10 protein-coding genes are annotated in these 17,477 nt (G+C 64.5%); 3 read left to right on the top strand and 7 right to left on the bottom strand.

What is annotated here, in order from left to right; all coding sequences use genetic code 11:
* Positions 1 to 34 precede the first annotated feature (34 nt).
* From ACWIVK_RS05080 to ftsY, 6 genes are all read right to left on the bottom strand, one after another.
* Positions 35 to 3,187, bottom strand: a complete 3,153-nt coding sequence (locus ACWIVK_RS05080; protein ID WP_448575496.1) for a diguanylate cyclase domain-containing protein — start codon at positions 3,185 to 3,187, stop codon at positions 35 to 37.
* A gap of 267 nt (positions 3,188 to 3,454) precedes the next feature.
* A complete protein-coding gene (locus tag ACWIVK_RS05075) occupies positions 3,455 to 6,826 on the bottom strand; it encodes a vitamin B12-dependent ribonucleotide reductase (protein WP_448575495.1) in 3,372 nt (1,123 codons plus the stop codon).
* Between the two features lie 376 nt (positions 6,827 to 7,202).
* A complete protein-coding gene (locus ACWIVK_RS05070) occupies positions 7,203 to 7,868 on the bottom strand; it encodes a response regulator (protein ID WP_448575494.1) in 666 nt (221 codons plus the stop codon).
* Positions 7,865 to 8,932, bottom strand: coding sequence for a HAMP domain-containing sensor histidine kinase (locus ACWIVK_RS05065; protein ID WP_448575493.1), 1,068 nt, complete (start codon positions 8,930 to 8,932; stop codon positions 7,865 to 7,867). The genes ACWIVK_RS05070 and ACWIVK_RS05065 overlap by 4 nt, the downstream gene beginning before the upstream one ends.
* A gap of 24 nt (positions 8,933 to 8,956) precedes the next feature.
* Positions 8,957 to 10,423: a signal recognition particle protein gene (gene ffh / locus ACWIVK_RS05060; protein ID WP_448575492.1), complete on the bottom strand. Its 1,467-nt coding sequence runs from the start codon at positions 10,421 to 10,423 to the stop codon at positions 8,957 to 8,959.
* Positions 10,424 to 10,425: 2 nt separating this feature from the next.
* Positions 10,426 to 11,388, bottom strand: a complete 963-nt coding sequence (gene ftsY / locus ACWIVK_RS05055) for a signal recognition particle-docking protein FtsY (protein ID WP_448575491.1) — start codon at positions 11,386 to 11,388, stop codon at positions 10,426 to 10,428.
* Between the two features lie 258 nt (positions 11,389 to 11,646).
* Here ftsY and radC point away from each other — a divergent pair, with 258 nt between their 5' ends.
* Positions 11,647 to 12,357 carry a RadC family protein gene (radC, locus tag ACWIVK_RS05050; protein WP_448575490.1) on the top strand — a complete coding sequence of 237 codons (711 nt, stop codon included), beginning with the start codon at positions 11,647 to 11,649 and terminating at the stop codon, positions 12,355 to 12,357.
* A gap of 502 nt (positions 12,358 to 12,859) precedes the next feature.
* Here the strand turns inward: radC and ACWIVK_RS05045 are convergent.
* A complete protein-coding gene (locus ACWIVK_RS05045) occupies positions 12,860 to 14,968 on the bottom strand; it encodes an N-acetylmuramoyl-L-alanine amidase (protein ID WP_448575489.1) in 2,109 nt (702 codons plus the stop codon).
* 186 nt (positions 14,969 to 15,154) lie between these two features.
* Here ACWIVK_RS05045 and ACWIVK_RS05040 point away from each other — a divergent pair, with 186 nt between their 5' ends.
* Positions 15,155 to 15,952 carry a DUF2085 domain-containing protein gene (locus ACWIVK_RS05040; protein ID WP_448575488.1) on the top strand — a complete coding sequence of 266 codons (798 nt, stop codon included), beginning with the start codon at positions 15,155 to 15,157 and terminating at the stop codon, positions 15,950 to 15,952.
* 16 nt (positions 15,953 to 15,968) lie between these two features.
* Positions 15,969 to 17,477, top strand: a 1,509-nt coding sequence (locus ACWIVK_RS05035; RefSeq protein ID WP_448575487.1) for a glycoside hydrolase family 15 protein, incomplete at its 3' end; no start/stop codon positions are given.

Below are 17,477 nucleotides of genomic sequence, written 5' to 3'. Positions count from 1 at the left end.
CGGGTCGGTCACTGATGGGAAGGACTCACCGTTCTCAGGGGCGATGATACTCGGACTCCTCCGCCGGTTGCCAGTTCGCTTGCACCCGTTCCGTGGCTCCATCAGGGTGTGCTTCTGCTGGCGTCGCGGCGTGGCTTGCCAACTCACTCCAGTGCGCACCGTCGTGCGCGGCTGCGATCACCCGCGCGCGAGCGAGTTCGCCCCCGAACAGTGGACCCACCCCATAGGTGCAGCCAGAGCGGGCCAACCCAACGAAGGTCGCGAACTCGTCGATGCCGTCGGCTAGGCTGACGAGCGAGAGATCATGCGTGACCTGGAGCAAGGCGCGGGTCAAGACCGCTGCCCGCGGATCCATGAAGAGAGAACGGACAAAACCCTGAGGGATCCGGATACCAGCACGCGGCAGCGACAGGACCGGTTCGATCCCTTCCGGCGTGAGCAGTGGATCGCGCACGAGGATGCCGATTCCTTCTGACGGGAATGCCTGAAGCGCCTGCCGGTCGTGGGGCGAGCGCAGCAGCGATGTGGGGAGATCGAGCCAGAGCTGTTTTTGGTCACGTGCCAGCTCGTCCAGGAACTCGCGCAAGGTCTGTAAGATCTCGTCTGTCAGCACTGCTCGGCCGGGAAAGCGCAGGATGACGAACGAGCGCTTCGGCAACTCCCGCAGCCAGTCGAGGCTTTCCTGGATGCCGCGGAGAGCGAGAAGGTCAGCGAGTCCAGTGCGCTCGGCCAACGCTGCCAGCTCTTCTCCCCGGTAGGTCCCGTGCTGGGGATCGCTCCATGCGGGAATGAGCTCGATGCCAGCGACCCGACCGGTCCGGAGGTGAATGACGGCTTGCGCTGCGAAACGGATCGCGTTGCTCTCGCACGCCGCGCGGAGTGCTTCGCCGAGAACGACCAGTTGCGTCGCCTCCTCCGCGAGCTCAGGCGAGAACAGGACGACGCGCCCTTTGCCGCGTCGCTTGGCCTCGTAGAGAGCGAGATCGGCTGCTCGCAGCAGTTCGCTGGTCTTGCACGGCTGATCATCGCAGAACGCGATGCCTATACTGGCCCCGAGATGGATCGTCTGCCCGTCGATGCGGAACGGGTGGTTGAGGGCTACCAGGATCCGGGTGGCGAGTTCGCGCGCACCTTGTTTGTCGCGCACGCGGGCGAGGACCAGGAACTCGTCGCCACCCAGTCGCCCCACCAGATCATCGTGGCGAACGCTGCGCTGGAGGCGCTGGGCGACCTCGCGCAAGACGGCGTCTCCGATCAGATGCCCGAGTGTGTCGTTCACCGCTTTGAAACCGTCGAGATCGATCAGCAGAGCGGCGAACGGTTCGCCTGCGCTGGCCAGGTGCTCCAAATGCGCCAAGAGCGCGGCGCGGTTCGCGATGCTCGTCAGCTCGTCGGTCGTGGCGAGCCGCTCCAGTTGCTCGCGTGCTCGCACCTCGTCGGTGCTGTCGAAGGCGATCCCGATGACACCGGTGATCGTCCCGTCCGGATCGCGCAACGGTTCGAGGCGGACGCGGAAGAAGCGGTCGTGCCAGGAGAACTCGTACTCTTGCGGCTCCCCGGCGAGCGCGAGCCGGTGAGCGCAGATCACGGGATGATCCGGGTCGCTCGTGCCGAGGTACTCGAACAAGCTTTGGCCCACGACTTGGCCTGGCCGGAGACCGAGATGCGCCAAACCAGCTCCCTCGCTGGAGGTAAAGACGAGATCGCGATCGACGGTCCACACGATGGCGGGCAGCTGCCGCAGGAGCACGCGTAGCCGGGCCTCTCGTTCGGCCAGCAGCCGCTCGATCGTGCGGCGCTCGTCGATCTCGTCACGGAGTTCGGCACTCAAGGCGCGCAGGCGCTGGTTGGCTTGTGCAGTGCGCCAGCCGACGGCGAGCGCGAGGGCTGTCGCCAGCGTGGCTAGCAGGATCGCTGCGCCGATGACGAGCGGGAGCGGACTGAGGAGCGGCTGCACCCGCGCTGTCCCGAGTTGGGCACGGAGACGCAGGACACCGAATCCCACCTCTTTCGACGGTACCCGCACCGTGAGCGGTGCGGTCCGTGGATCGCCTTCTCCGCTGCGAAGAAGCAGCTCGCCGTTCAGGTAGAGAGTGAGCGCGACATCACGGTCAGTCGCTGCCTGGACTACTGGAGCGAAGAACCGCTCGGGGTCGATCAGCGCGCGGATCTGCTCGGTCGGTGTCCACCACTGGGCGAGGAGCCCCGGACGCCCGTCCGGAAGGACGATCCGCAAGAGCGCAGCCCCGTCGGTCGGTCCGGCCAGTCCGGGCGCCTGCTGTGCCAGAGTCGCGAGTTCTTCGACCAGGTGCGCAACTCCTGGTGCAACGAAGAGCGTCTCGTGCTCGCGCGGAGTCGTTCGACCGTACCAAAGGAGTCCTGGGACCATGCGGTCGTCGACGGTAGCGCGTTGCTCAGAGGTGGGTCGGAGGCGCGCGAGGCGGTTATCGAGCAGTGTGCCGAGTTGGTTGGCTGCTGCCAATGTTTCCGTCCGTACCTGATCGGCCAGTGCGGTCTGTTGCCAGCGTTGGAGCGTCGCGACCGTGACAGTTGTGACGAGCAATCCGGTCGCGAGCGCGGCCCATGGTGCCCAACGCAGGGTCGAGCGTCCGACCGCGTGATCGCTCCGTACCGCAGCGAGATGGGCCAACAGACTCGCGACCGTCAGGAGGAGGATCGTCCAGGGAGACAGCCACGTGGGAAGGGCATCGCTGACCAAGTGCAGTGGGACGAGCTGCGCGAAGAGGAGCGTGAGCCAGGTGCTGGCGGCGAGCGTCGCGCTCACGCCGGCGAGGCAGATGCTGCGCGGTCGTCGAGCGAACACCGAGGCGACATTGCTCAGGCCGAGCGAGGCGAGTCCAGTCGCAGGTAGTGCGGTGAGAAGAAAAACATCCGCTGGGTGCTGCGCCAGGTCGAGAGCAGCGGCAGCGGTGAGGGCGAGCGTGCTGCTGCCAGCGAGGAGACGAGCGAGTTGCCGGGCCTTGGCGGGTGCTCGGGGAGCGAGCGAGAAGCCGTGACCGATCACCGTGAGCAACGCGCCGACCAACGCGATCGACGCGCTGAGTGCCGCGTGTCGCGAGAACGCGATGATGCCGAGCGCGAGCGCGCCGGCGAACGTCAGGCTGTTGGCCAGAGGCCGCTCGCTCGCATCCTCGGCGCGTGTTTCGTGTGCGTCGATCGTCACCATCGATCCCATCGTCACCTGGCCAGCCTAGCGCCTTCTGACGGAAAAACGCAGCGAGTACGTCACTGCTTTCAGCTCGGCGACTGCTCCATGCCGAGCTCTGCTGTACCGCAGGTCGATGAGGACACTCGCCGCGCCTGCGGTGAGATTTCCTTACGGCACCGAGCCGACCATTTTCCATAGCCTGTTCGTCGGGGATCGACAGATGCGGAAGGGCCGCTCTTTCCGCGCGAAGAGCGGCCCTTTTCGGGAGAACGAAGGCGTGACCGTTCAACTGCAGCCCAAGCTGTTCCCGCAGTTCAAACACTTGTAGCACGATCCGTTGCGCACGGTGAGGTGACCACAGATGTCGCAGAACGGCGCATCACCCATGAGCTGCGAGAGTTGCTCGTCCAGTGCATCGTGCAGAGATCCGGTACGAACCGTCCCGTTGACGGCCGCGGCAACCGTCGCGAGCGCGGCGGCCAGTTCAGCCTGGCCGTTGACGCGCGGCTTCGGGCTCGGAGTGAGAGGCGCCGGCTGGTCGCTCGCCTCGTTCGCTTCTCGGTCGATTTCCGGCTGCACCGTGGGAGCAGAGCTCTCGGTGGCTTGGCGCGTCGCTGGCTGGTCAGCTGGTGGGACGTGGACGAGGTCAGTGCGACCGAGGTACTCGTACCCGAGGACGCGGAAGATGTAGTCGATGATCGAGGTCGCCATCTTGATGTTGGGGTGGCCCTCGACGATCCCCTGCGGTTCGAAGCGCTGGAAGGTGAAGGTATCGACATACTCTTCGAGCGGGACACCATACTGGAGACCCTTGGAGATCGCGATGGCGAAGCAGTTCATGAGGCTGCGGAAAGCAGCTCCTTCCTTGGCGACATCCACGAAGATCTCGCCGAGCGTCCCGTCCTCGTACTCACCAGTGCGGAGATAGACCTTCTGCCCACCGACACGGCCCTCGTAGGTGAACCCGCGTCGCTTCGGCGGCAAGGGGCGCCGCCGCGGCCGCTCGACGACCACGACCTCGACCTGTCGCTCGGTCTGCGGTGCCTGGCTGGGCGCTGTGCTGGCTCGCTCGCTCTTGTCCTTCTCGCTGCTGCTGCGTGTCGAGAGCGGTTGGGAAAGCTTGGAGCCATCGCGGTAGATCGCCAGCGCCTTGAGACCGAGCCGCCAACCCTCGAAGTAGGCGTTGGCGACGTCTTCGACGGTTACCTCGTGCGGCATGTTGATCGTCTTGGAGATCGCTCCGGAGAGGAACGGCTGCACGGCTGCCATCATCCGGATATGGCCCATGTAGTGGATGAAGCGCGTGCCGTGCTTGCCGCACTTGTTGGCGCAATCGAAGACCGGCAAGTGCTCGGGCGCGAGATGCGGCGCCCCCTCCACGGTTTGCCGTCCACAGATGACGTCGTTCGCTTCTTCGATTTCCTCAGCGGTGAAACCGAGCGCGGCCAGAAGATCGAAGCCCGGCTGATTCCACTGCTCGGGCGAGAAGCCGAGACGGCGCAACGCTGCTTCGCCGATGACGTGCGGCGAGAAGGCATGCCGGAGCTCGAACACGCTGGGCAGAGCAGCCTCGATGCGCTGCAACTCGTCTTCGGTCAAGCCGCGCGCGCGCAGCGTCTCGCGGTTGATGTGCGGGGCGCCGTCGAGCCGGAGCGTGCCGAGCACGTAGGTGAGGATGTCCCGAATCTGCTCAGGGGTATAGCCCAGGCGCTCGAGCGCAGGCGCGACCGAGCGGTTGACGATCTTGAAGTAGCCACCACCGGCGAGCTTCTTGAACTTGACGAGTGCAAAGTCCGGCTCGATCCCGGTCGTATCGCAGTCCATGAGCAAGCCGATCGTCCCGGTCGGTGCCAAGAGCGTCGCTTGAGCGTTGCGATACCCGAAGCGTTCCCCGAGTTCCAGGGCTCGATCCCAGGCCTCGCGGGCAGCCGCGACGAGTTCGGGTGGGCATTGCGTGGCATCCAGCCCTTGCGGTGCGATGTGCAACCCCTCGTATTCCTCGGGGTGCGCGTCGTAGGCGGCACGGCGGTGGTTGCGGATGACGCGCAACATGTGCTCCCGGTTCTCCGGGAAAGCAGGGAACGGTCCGAGAACCGCCGCCATCTCGGCCGAGGTCGCGTAGGCCTCGGCGGTCATGATGGCGGTGAGAGCAGCAGCGACAGCGCGCGCACGATCCGAGTCGTAGGGCAGTCCCATCGTCATCAAGAGGGAGCCCAGGTTGGCGTAACCCAGTCCGAGTGTGCGGAAGCGGTAACTGTTCCAGGCGATCTCGCGGCTCGGATACTGCGCCATGAGGACCGTGATCTCGAGCACGATCGTCCACAGCCGCACGGCGTGCCGGAAAGCCGCGATGTCGAAGCGACCGGTCTTCGCATCGTAGAACTTGAGCAGGTTGAGCGAGGCGAGATTGCAGGCTGTGTCATCGAGGAACATGTATTCGGAGCACGGGTTCGAGGCGTTGATGCGCCCGGACGCTGGGCAGGTGTGCCAGTCGTTGATCGTCGTATCGTACTGGATACCTGGATCAGCGCACTGCCAAGCCGCCTCAGCGATCATCTGCCAGAGTTCGCGTGCGCGGACCGTCTTGGCGATCCGGCCATCGGTGCGCCAGCGCAAGTGCCAGTCGCGGTCCTCGAGCACGGCGCGGATGAACTCGTCCGGAACGCGAACGGAGTTGTTCGAGTTCTGTCCCGAAACGGTGGCATACGCCTCGCCATTGAAGTCGGCCGAGTAGCCGGCGGCGACGAGCGCCGCGACCTTCTTTTCTTCTTCGGCCTTCCAGCGGATGAACTTCTCGATGTCCGGATGGTCGATATCGACGACGACCATCTTGGCAGCCCGCCGGGTCGTTCCACCGCTCTTGATGGCACCAGCAGCGCGATCGAAGACTTTGAGAAAGCTCATCAAGCCGGACGAGGTGCCGCCACCAGAGAGTGGTTCCCCCTCCGCGCGGATCTTGGAGAAGTTGGTCCCGGAACCGGCCCCGTACTTGAAGACGCGCGCTTCCCGAAGAACCAGGTCGAAGATGCCGCCTGGATTCACCAGATCGTCCTCGACCGACTGGATGAAACAGGCATGGGCAGAGGGATGGGAATAGGCGTCCGGAGACTGCCGCAGTTCCCCCGTCTCGGGGTCGACGTACCAGTGACCCTGCGGTGGACCAGCGATCCCATAAGCCCAATACAGACCAGTGTTGAACCACTGGGGAGAGTTGGGTGCGCCGATCTGGTGGAGCAGCATGTAGGCGAGTTCGTCCTCGAATGCCTGGGCGTCTTCTGCTGTGGCGAAGTAGCCGTAGCGCTCCCCCCAATCGCGCCAGCAGCCGACCAGCCGACGCACGACTTGCCGGACACTGCGTTCCGGGCCGAGGACCGGATTGCCCTGATCGTCGAGGATCGGTCGACCCTGCTCGTCCAGCTGTGGCACCCCGGCCTTGCGGAAGTACTTGGAGACGACGATATCGGTTGCCACCTGTGACCAGTGTTCCGGGACCTCGGCATCGGTCATCTCGAAGATGACCGTGCCGTCCGGATTCGTGATGCGCGAGGTCCGCCGGACCCATTTGACCGTTTCATAGGGATCCTGTCCGGCCTCGGTGTAGAAGCGTGGAATCTTCAGACCGCGACGCTCCTGGCCGTTCGTATGCTCTGCTCGCATGCTTGCCCCCACAATCCCTTCCGCGTTCGAACCAGGCACCAGTTCGGAGAAAAACCGGCGATGCTACTAGATCTGGCACCTGTCGGGTTCATTCGACTCAAGCTCTAGTGTAGTCGCCCTGACCGGAGCTGTCTAGATGTGTCTTCCGGTCAAATGTGCGACTCGTCTCTTTGTCGTTTCCGCTGTACGTACAGCCTGCGGGTAGTGTACCAGTGTCCCCTGCATGATGCAAGAGAGTCAGCGTACGGACGCGCCCAGACCGAAAATGACGAGCGGGTCGCTCTCCCGCGCACGTCCTGCTTGCCGACGAGCGTGCTGTGCTGGCCGGGAGCCGCGCCGGCTTCCGCTCGCGGATCGCGCGTTGTGCCGAGCTGGCTCACTCAGCTTGAGGGTCCAACAACCCGATGCGGAGCGCGAAGCGGACGAGTTCGGAGCGGCGCGAAAAGCCCAGCTTTTGCATGACGCGATGCCGATAGGTCTCGACCGTCTTGGGGGAGAGGAACAGCTGGTCCGCGATTTCTTGCGCCGTGTACCCGGCCGCAGTGAGCCGAAGCACTTCCCGTTCCCGCTCGGAAAGGAGTTGTGCTGGGTCTTGCACCTCGCCGGTCCGCGCATGGTCCAAGTAGCCCTGCAGTAGGGTGCGGGCGGCCGCTTGGTCGATGAAGACCTCGCCGCGGGCGACCATGCGGATCGCCTCGACCAGGTCGGTGTGCAAACTCGACTTCCGCACGTATCCTGACCCGCCTGCCTGCAGGACCGGCAAGAGGTACCGTTCTTCAGCGTGCACGGTGAGAATCAAGGTGCGTGTGGGGAGGCCGAGATTAGCGATGCGGCGCAAGGCTTCCAGGCCGTTGCCGGGCATGCTGATGTCCAAGACCGCCACGTCGGGTTGCAGCGTGCGAGCCAGCTCGACCGCTTCGTCGGCCGTCCCGGCTTCACCGACGACGGCGATATCCGGTTCGGCTTCCAAAAGAGCGCGCAGCCCGACGCGCACGATCGGGTGATCATCAGCCAAGAGAACGCGGATCTTGTTCGTCGTCATGGTCGGACTCCTGTCATGCTCGCGAACTCGCTTCGCGGCTCGAGCGGCACCGCGACCGTGATGCGGGTTCCGTGGTTGGGCTGGCTCTCGAGGGCGAACGTCCCGTGGACCAGTTCAGCGCGCTCGCGCATCCCGAACAGTCCGAGCCCACGTCCGGGGCCCTCTCGCGGATCGAAGCCCCGGCCGTCGTCCTCGATCTGCAATGAAACCGTACCCTCCTGGAACTGCAGGTCGATCGTCGCGCGCGTCGCGTCCGCGTGCTTAGCCACATTGGTCAATGCCTCTTGCGCGATCCGATAGAGTGCGAGCTCGATCTCTGGTGAGAGTCGCTGCCGTTGCCCGCGGACATGGACATGAACCGGGAGGCCGAAACGTTGCCGGTATTGCGCTGCCAAGCCTTCCAGCGCTGCGGCGAGGCCAAAGTCGTCCAGCACAGGTGGGCGCAGTTCCTGCGCGATGGTGCGGATCGACTCGAGGGTTGCGGTCGTCAGGTCGATCAGTTCCTGAAGGGCTCGTCCATCGGTCGGCTGTTGCCGATCGTGCAGCATCTTGAGCAGGACCAGCAGTGCGGTCAGGCTCTGTGCCGGATCATCGTGCAGCTCGCGGGCGATCCGCTGTCGCTCCTCTTCCTGCGCGGTCAGGACGCGCTGGGAGAGTTCCCGCAGGCGTTGCTGGTAGCCGACGAGCGTATCCAACATCGCGTTGAATGTCGCGGTCAAGTTCTCCAGATCGGGATCGCTGAGCGGAACGAATGGCGCCCGGACGTGGAAGTTGCCGCGTCGCACCTCGTCGGCTGTCTGCTCCAAGACATCGATGGGGCGAAAGGCCGCGCGCAGAACGATCCAGTTGATCAGGACCGAGAGAAAGGTTCCCGTGATCGCGAAGAGGGCGACGAGTTCGAAAAGATGTTCAGTGTTTCCCGTGCTCAATAGCGTGAGCGTGGTTCCGGCAACGGCCCCGGTGACCACGATCAGGGAATTGGCGATCAAGACCTTGTAAAAGATGGGAAGATGAGCGAGCGATCGAACGAGATAGCCAGTGATCGTCGCGATGCGTGTTTTCATGGTCAGTCGCGGCCCTCGTGCCGCTCAGCGGCGCTTCTTCTTTTTCTTCTTGCTCTGGTGTCGACCGTGGTGGGCTGACGGTTGCGGTCGAGCTGGTGCGGTACCGATCCCGGGGAAACCGTCCAGCCCGGGCAAGCCCGGGAATGCGTTGCCGGCTCCGAGCAGACCGCGCAGCGGGCCTCGGCTGCGTCCAGCGGCCAGCTGGCCGAGTTCGGCCATCATCCGCTGCATCTGCTTGAACTGTGTCAAGAGCTGCGCGACCTCGGCGATCGTCGTGCCGCTTCCTTGGGCGATGCGTCGGCGCCGACTGTAGTTGATGATGTCCGGGTTGCGTCGCTCCTCGGGAGTCATCGAAAGGATGATCGCCTCGATCCGCTTGTACTCGTCGTCGCTGATCTGCACCTGCTGCTGGCGCAGCAGCTGCCCCATGCCGGGGATCATCTCCAAGAGCTGCGTCAGCGGGCCCATCTTCTTGACCTGTTGCAACTGCCGTAGGAAGTCTTCCAAATCGAAGGTGCCCGCGAGCAGTTTTTCTTGGAGTTTCTTCCCCTCTTCCTGACTGATCTGCTGCTGGGCTTTTTCGATCAGCGAGAGGACATCGCCCATCCCCAGAATGCGGGTCGCCAGCCGATCGGGATAGAAGGGTTCGAGCGCATCGACTCGCTCACCGGTTCCGATGAACTTGATGGGAACCCCGACCACAGCTCGAATGGAGAGCGCAGCACCACCGCGTGCGTCGCCGTCCATCTTGGTCAAGATGAGGCCGGTCAGCGAGAGACGCCGGTGAAACTCTTTGGCGACATTGACTGCCTCTTGCCCGGTCATGGCGTCGGCGACGAGCAGGATCTCGGTCGGGCGGACTGCCTCGACGATCCGCTCGAGTTCCTCCATCATCGGCTCGTCGATCTGCAACCGACCAGCGGTATCGACGATGACCGGGTTGTAGCCCTGGTCGCGGGCGACCTTGACCGCATGCTTGACGATCTCGACCGGATCGGCCTTGGTCCCCTCGTCGTAGACGGGAAGATCGTGTTGCTTGCCCAGCTGCCGCAACTGCTCGATCGCAGCCGGCCGGTAGACATCGGCCGCGACGAGCAGTGGCCGGCGTCCCTCCTTGCGCAGGTGATAGCCGAGCTTAGCGACTTGCGTCGTTTTGCCTGAACCCTGCAAGCCGACGAGCATGATGATCGTCGGCGGCTGGGCGGCCCATTGGAGCGGAACCCGCTCGCTGCCGAGCACGCGGACGAGCTCCTGGTGGACGATGGCGATCACTTGCTGGGCTGGCGTCAACGAGCGCAGGACCTCCTCACCGACTGCACGCTCGCGGACCGCCGCGATGAAGTCCCGCACCACCGTGTAGTGGACGTCGGCTTCCAAGAGAGCGCGCCGGACCTCGCGCAGTGCCTCGTCGACGTCCTCTGCGGTGAGGCGCCCCTTGCGACCGATACGTTGGAAGACTTGGGTCAAGCGGTCCGTCAGCGCCTCGAACATCGTCAGTCCTCCTCGTCCCCGAAGAACAGGGCGTCGACGTAGGCTTCCGGATCGAACTCGGCGAAGTCGGTTGGCTTCTCACCCGTCCCCACGTAGGCGATCGGGATGCCGAGTTCGCGGGCGATGGCGAAGGCGATCCCTCCCTTGGCCGTTCCATCCAACTTGGTCAGCGCGATGTCCGTCACGCCAGCCGCTTCCGTGAAGACCCGAGCCTGGTTGAGGCCATTTTGCCCGGTCGTCGCGTCGATGACGAGCAACACCTCGTGCGGGGCGTCCGGCACGTGTCGCTGGATGACGCGTCGGATCTTGGCCAGCTCCGCCATCAGATTCGACTTCGTGTGCAGCCGGCCAGCAGTATCGATCAGCAGGACATCGATGCCCCGATTGTGAGCTGCCTGCATCCCATCGAACACGACGGCGCCCGGATCCGCGCCCGGTGCGTGCGCGATGACCGGCACACCGAGCCGTTCGCCCCACGCCTTGAGCTGATCGATCGCCGCCGCGCGGAAGGTATCGGCTGCGACGAGCAGGACCGTCCGCCCCTGATCCAGGTGATAACGGGCCAGTTTGGCGATCGTCGTCGTCTTTCCGGTCCCATTGACGCCGACGACCAGGGAGACGAACGGAACTCCTCGCTGGTAGATCTTCACCCGGCGGTTACGCATCGCCGCCTCGAGCAGAGCGACCATCTCCTCACGCAGCGCCTCGCGGGCCTCGACCGGGTCGCGGATCTCGCCGCGTCGCACGCGCTCTTGGAGACGTTCCAGCAGGGCTTCGGTCGTCGCCACACCGAGGTCGGCCTGAATGAGCAACGCTTCCAAGTCGTCGAAGAGTTCGCGGTCGATTTGCGAACGCTCGAAAAGCTGGACGATCTGGCGAAAGATTCCCTGCCGGCTGCGCTTCAAGCCCGATTCCAGTTGTGGGCTGGGTGGGGTCCGCCGGCGGAAAAAACGACTGAAGATCACGCTCGTCTCCTCGTTCCGGGATACTTCCCTGGAGTGTGGCGCCGCAGCGATTGCCGCGGCGCCATCGGTAAGTATAGCAGTCGTGGTGCGCTGGCTCTTTGGTTCGCTGGATTGGCCCTGTCACGCTGGCGAGCAGGAAGTGCACTCCGGCGAGACGGTGAAGCGCACCAGCATGCCTGGCCCTTGACGAACGTCTCGTCGAGCGGCACACTGGCGGCATCGGTCGCATCGGGCTCTCTCTTCGCGAACGAAGGAACGATGAGCGGCAATCGTGCAACCTATCACTCGATCAAGGAGTTGCCAGCGAGCGAGCGACCGCGCGAGCGGATCCAGCAGTATGGACCGGAAGTACTGACCAATGCGGAGCTCCTGGCCATCATCCTGAACACGGGGATACGTGGCGAGTCGGTGCTCGACCTGGCACAGCGCTTGCTCGTCGAGTTCGGTGGACTCGTCGGCTTGGCCAGAGCTGATCTCGCCAGTCTGCGGCGGTTTCACGGACTCGGCGAGGCGAAGGCTGCCAAGCTCAAAGCGGCACTCGAACTCGGACGGCGGCTGGCACTGGCCCAACCGGAAGAGCGCCCGGTGATCCGCACCCCGGAAGACGTGTACGCGATCGCCGGGGCGGAAATGGCGACCTTGGAGCAGGAGCAGCTCCGCGTCGTGCTGCTCGATACCCGGAACCGCGTGTTGCGCACGGTGACGGTCGCCCAGGGGCACGTGAAGGGTGCCCAGGTTCGGATCGCCGAGTTGTTCCGGGAGGCGATCCGTGCCAACGCACCGGCAGTCGTCTTGCTCCACAACCATCCGTCCGGTGACCCGACGCCGTCTCGTCAGGATATCGAGCTGACCGAGAGTGCCATCGAGGCGGGAACCCTGCTCGGGATCGAGGTGGTCGATCATCTCGTGATCGGGCATGGGCGCTTTTGCTCGCTGCGGCGGCTCGGGCTGGGGTTCGCGGCAACGTAATGCTGCAAAAGGAGGTGCTGCGGGCCGGGGGACAACGACTTCGAAGGACGGAGGATTTCCTGACGAAAGAGGTTCCCCCTGGAGAGGCCCCCTTCGGATCGACCCGATGATGCGGCCGAACATCCCGGATGCCCTCGACTCCGACCCAGGACGGAAGACGACCGGTCCATCGGGGCACTCGCCTCCATCTTGTGGTGTCGCTGATCCTTCTCCTCACCGATCGCCGGCGGAATGCGTCCGTCACCGTCCATCCCTTGCTGGGTCTCATCTTCGGTGGAGCGCGAATCGTCTCCTGCTTGTTTTCCGCATGCCCCACCGTTGCACTCACGGCGATCGTGTCGCTCCTCGGTTTGTGTGCGGTGGAGCGGTTTCTCGCTTTCCCGTGGACGCGGGTGCTCCGGCGCCGATCGATTCGCGACAGTGAACTCGGTCGAGTTCGGTATCCTGAGCGAAGTGACCTGCTCGCTCGTTCGGCAGCAACTCGCTCGTGAGCTGACCAAGTTCAAGCGCCGGGAAGCCAACCGCGGTCGATCAGGGTCTCGCGGCCAAGATGGCCGAGCAGGATCTCGAAGCGGGTTCCGGCCAGTTCAGGGTGGTATTCCATGCGATTCCGTTCGAAGTACTGGACGAGGTAGCGTTGCCCGTCCGTTTTGCTCACTTCCTCGAACGGTTCGCTGATCGGATACCCGAAGACAGCGGGACCTCCGCGGCTCCACCAGTACGCCTGGAAGGGGGGCCGCAAGGTGTGGCGTGTTTCGACGAAGTAATCGATCTGGGGATCGGCTGGCCGCTCGACCGGCCGAAACGCTGGCTCGTTCTCGCGTCCGCGTGTCCGCTCGACGCCGAGCAGCCCCAGCAAGACCTCGAAGGGTGTTCCCGCCAACTCGGGGTGGTGCTCGAAGCGCGCTCGCTCGAAGTACTGCACGAGATACTGTTGCCCATCGGTCGCGGAGATCTCCACGAACGGTTCGGTCAGTGGATAGCCGAAGCGCTCGAGTCCCCCGTTCGCTCGCCAGTACTCGTAGAACAAGCGCGGAACATTGTGTTGGGTGACCTCGAAGTAGATCATGTCCGGATCGCTGCTCGGTGGGACCGGAGCAGTCGGAGGCGGCAGGGTGGTGAGAACTTTCGGGAAGACACCTTGTTGCTCGTAGCGCACGTACTCGCGCACCAAGCTGGCGGTCAAGCGCCAGCTGCGCACGGACCGTAAGCGGATGAATCCGGTCACGGTGGCCTCCTGTCCGGGTGGGAGCGGGGTAGGGAGTCCCCACCGGAACGGGTTGGGCACGCCAGTGTTGCCCTCGAAGTCGACGCCGACGCGAAAGGCTCCTTCCTCCTTCGGAAAGCCCACACTGTCGAATGTTTGTCCTTCTTCGTAGATGAATCCTGGCGGCGGTCCTTGGGTGGGCAGCTCGATCGGCCCGACATTGCGGACGACTGCGTCGACCCGGACGAGTGTGCCGGCGTACAACTCGCTCGCTGGCGTGAAAGTCACGCTGACCAGCTGGGCCTTGGGTTCCAAGCGTCGCGGCTTGGAGGGGAAGACGATCGGGCCGGTTCCTTTGAGCATGCCGCGGAGGAGCGGCAACTGTGCAAAGAGTCGGTCACCCGGGCATTCGGTGATGTTGTAGTCGCGGTGTCCACCGATGTTGGGAACATCCACGAGATCGCGGAACGGACCGATGCCGGCTGGGTCGAGATGGCCTGCCCGTGTCCGGATGAGACGCGCCAAGGCGTCGAGGACCACCCGCGGGGGATCGGTCGTCGTGAAGTCTCCCAGCACGGCGATCCCGAGCGTCCCGGTATTGTACCCGGCGGTATGGGCACCGACGACAGTGGGACCACCGTATCGTCCTTCGTAGACACGTCCTTGCCAGTCGACGACGAAGTTGTAACCGATATCGCCCCAACCGAGCGTGACCGCGTGATAGGCGTAAATGGCTCGGATCGTCGCGGCCGGATCAGGTGGATCGTTTCGCGTCGCGGTATGGTGGATCACGACCTTCTCGATCGGTGCGTAGCGCGGTGGCCAGATTTCCTTCCCATTTTCGTCGAAACGCAGCGATTCGTCCGCTCCCCATCCGGCTCGAGGAACGATCCAGCCATCGATGAGCTCGTCGTTCGCCAACCACTGGAAGTCGCTCGACGAGACCTCGACCGCGGTCACGCGGATCGCTTCGATTCGTGGTCCTGCTCCCCCGATGCCCGGCTCGCAGGCGATCCCGAGTTGGACGGCTCGTCCGCTGGCGAGGATCGGTGGAGCATAGGTCCAGCCGTCGTCCCGGGCTGGTGACGTATGCGGATCGGCGGCGAGCGGGATCCAGTCGCTCCAGGTCTCGCTGTCGCTGCGCAGGCGGACCGCGATCTGGAACAGCGCACCCTGGGGAACCGAGGCCTGCCAACTCACCTCGACGCTGCGGAAGGAAAACGGCAACGGATAGACCGGTGTGAGGATCTGGCCAGCAGTGGGAAACGGACCGTCGACGAACCAACTGGTTCTTCGGATCACGCCGCCACGCGCCTGAGCGCTCCGCAACTCCGTGACCGTCGCTGCGATGACTCCGCCAGCCACGCGCAGGAGCATCCGTCGCGTCAGTCGGCTCCCCTGCATCGCGTCCCCCTCGGATGGCCCGCCTCACCGGCCGGCACGGCCGCAATCGTACGCCACGCTGAGTGTACGATCAACCTGTCCGGACAGGCCCATCGGTCCTCGTCGGCAAGGAGCGTGCCGCATGCTATGCTGGAGTGCTGCGAAAGCGAGCGCGTGATGGAGCGGGGCGATCACAGCAGACAGCGGATGCCTGTCGAGTGGGCGTCGTTGTTACCGCCGCTCGCTCTCCTGGTGGTGGTCGCGCTGCTGTGGTCCGTTGCGCCGAGCCAGCTCGAACTGGCGACCCGTGCGGCTTTGCAGGGGTTGTGTGCCCAACGGCCGAGTCATTCCTTTTGGTTCGGCCCCTATCAGCTACCCTTCGATGCTCGGATGACCGGTATCTACGCAGGATCCGCGACGACGGTCGCCTGGCTCGCCCGGCGAGCGGCTCGCCGGTCAGCCGCGCCCCCCTCTCCGCTCGCGATCGGGTTCCTCGCTACCGGGGTCGTGGCGCTCGCCGTCGATGGTCTGAACTCGCTGGTGCTCGACCTTAACCTGGGGTCGCTCTATGCGCCGCACAACCTGCTGCGTTATGCCACCGGTGCCTGGACCGGCGTCGCGCTCGGCACCATGCTCTGGTGGATCTTCCAGTCGACGAGTTGGCGCTCCGATCTGCGCGACTCGGGCACCGTGTTTCGGTTGGGGCGCGATGGTATCCCGCTCGCTGCAGCGCTGGCCGCGTTCGGCTGGTTCGTCTGGCAGGGGCCGGTCTTCTGGTTTCCGGTGGTGGCAGTGGGGCTCGTCCTGGCAGCGCTCCTCACGTTGGCGCTGCTCACCTGGCCGGTCGTCCTCGTTCTGATCGGCCGGATCGAGTGCGCAACGACTTGGCAGGAACTGCGCCGTCCTGCCCTGGCTGCACTAGCGAGTGCGCTCGCGATCATGGTGGTGACGAGCGTCGCCCGCGCTGGACTCGAGCGGGTCCTCGATCTCTCCGCGCTGTCTTGACGAAAAGGGTACGGCGATGCCGCGCGATCTTCCGATCGGCAATGGACGCTTGCTGCTCGCCTTCGACCGGACGTATACCCTGCGCGATGTCTACTTCCCGCGGGTGGGGCAGGAGAACCACACGCAGGGGCGCCTCAATCGCTTCGGGATCTGGTGCGATGGTGAATTCGCCTGGTTTTCCGACGAGGGGTGGGAGCGCGATCTCCGCTACGAAGAACGCACGCTGGTGACGGACGTTCGCGTGCACCACCCGCGACTCGGCCTGACGCTCGTCTGTCAGGATGCCGTCGCCCTCGAGCATGATCTCTGGATCCGACGGGTGACGGTCCGGAACGAGCAGCCGATTCCGCGGACGGTGCGTCTGTTTCTCCATTTCGATGGGTACCTGTGGGGCTATGCTGATGGTGAGACAGTCTACTACGAGCCCACGGCGCGAGCACTGGTGCACTACAAGGGAAAACGGTACTTCTGGTTTTCCGGTTGGGCCGGCGATCGTCCCGGTTACCACTGCTTCGCGTGTGGGAACAAGGCGTTCCGTGGACACGAGGGGACTTGGCGCGATGCCGAGGACGGGGTGTTGAGCGGGAACCCGATCGCGCAGGGCTCGGTCGATTCGATCGGCGGACTGGAACTCGCGCTTCCGGCCGGCGGTGAGGAGACGGCTGCGTTCTGGATGGCAGCCGGGCTCCGCTTCGCCGATGTCTACCGGTTGCACCAGACAGTGCTCCAGCTGGGTCCGGACGCATTGTTGACCCGCGTCCGACGCTATTGGCAGAGTTGGATCGAGCCTGATCCCCCGGGATTGGCCTCTCTCTCGCCGACCCTCCAGCGCCTCTACCGGCAAAGCTTGTTGATCCTGCGGACGCAGATCGACGAGGGTGGAGCGATCTTGGCGGCCAATGACTCCGATATTCTCCAATTCGGTCGCGATACGTACAGCTACGTCTGGCCGCGCGATGGCGCGCTCATCGCCAGCGCGTTGTTGGATGCCGGCTATCCGGAACTGGCGCGGCGCTTCTTCACCTTCATCGGTGACCTGGTCACGCACTACGGATTTTTCTTGCACAAGTACAACCCAGATGGCTCTGCCGGATCGAGTTGGCATCCCTGGGCGAGTCCGACCGGTGACCTCCAGTTCCCGATTCAGGAGGACAGTACTGCTCTGGTGCTGATGACGCTCTGGGATTACTATCGCAAGACTCGCGACTTGGAGCTCCTCCGCGGCTTGTACAGCTCAGTGGTCGTTCCGTGCGCGCGTTTCTTGGCTTCCTATCGCGATCCAGTCACCGGATTGCCCGCGCCCTCGTACGACCTTTGGGAAGAGCGACGTGGTATCCACACGTTCACCGTGGCAGCTGTCGTGGCCGGGTTGCGCGCTGCGGCACGCTTGGCGCGCATCTTCGGTGACGACCAGTTCGCCGAGGGGTGGGATCGTGCTGCCGATGGGATCCGTGCCGCGGCGAGCCGCTACCTCTTCCGATCGGATCTCGGCCGCTTCGTCCGCATGCTCACGGTCGATGCGCAG

The sequence above is a fragment of the Thermomicrobium sp. genome (genome assembly GCF_053493975.1).
This window is presented reverse-complemented; position numbering and strand designations above follow the sequence as displayed.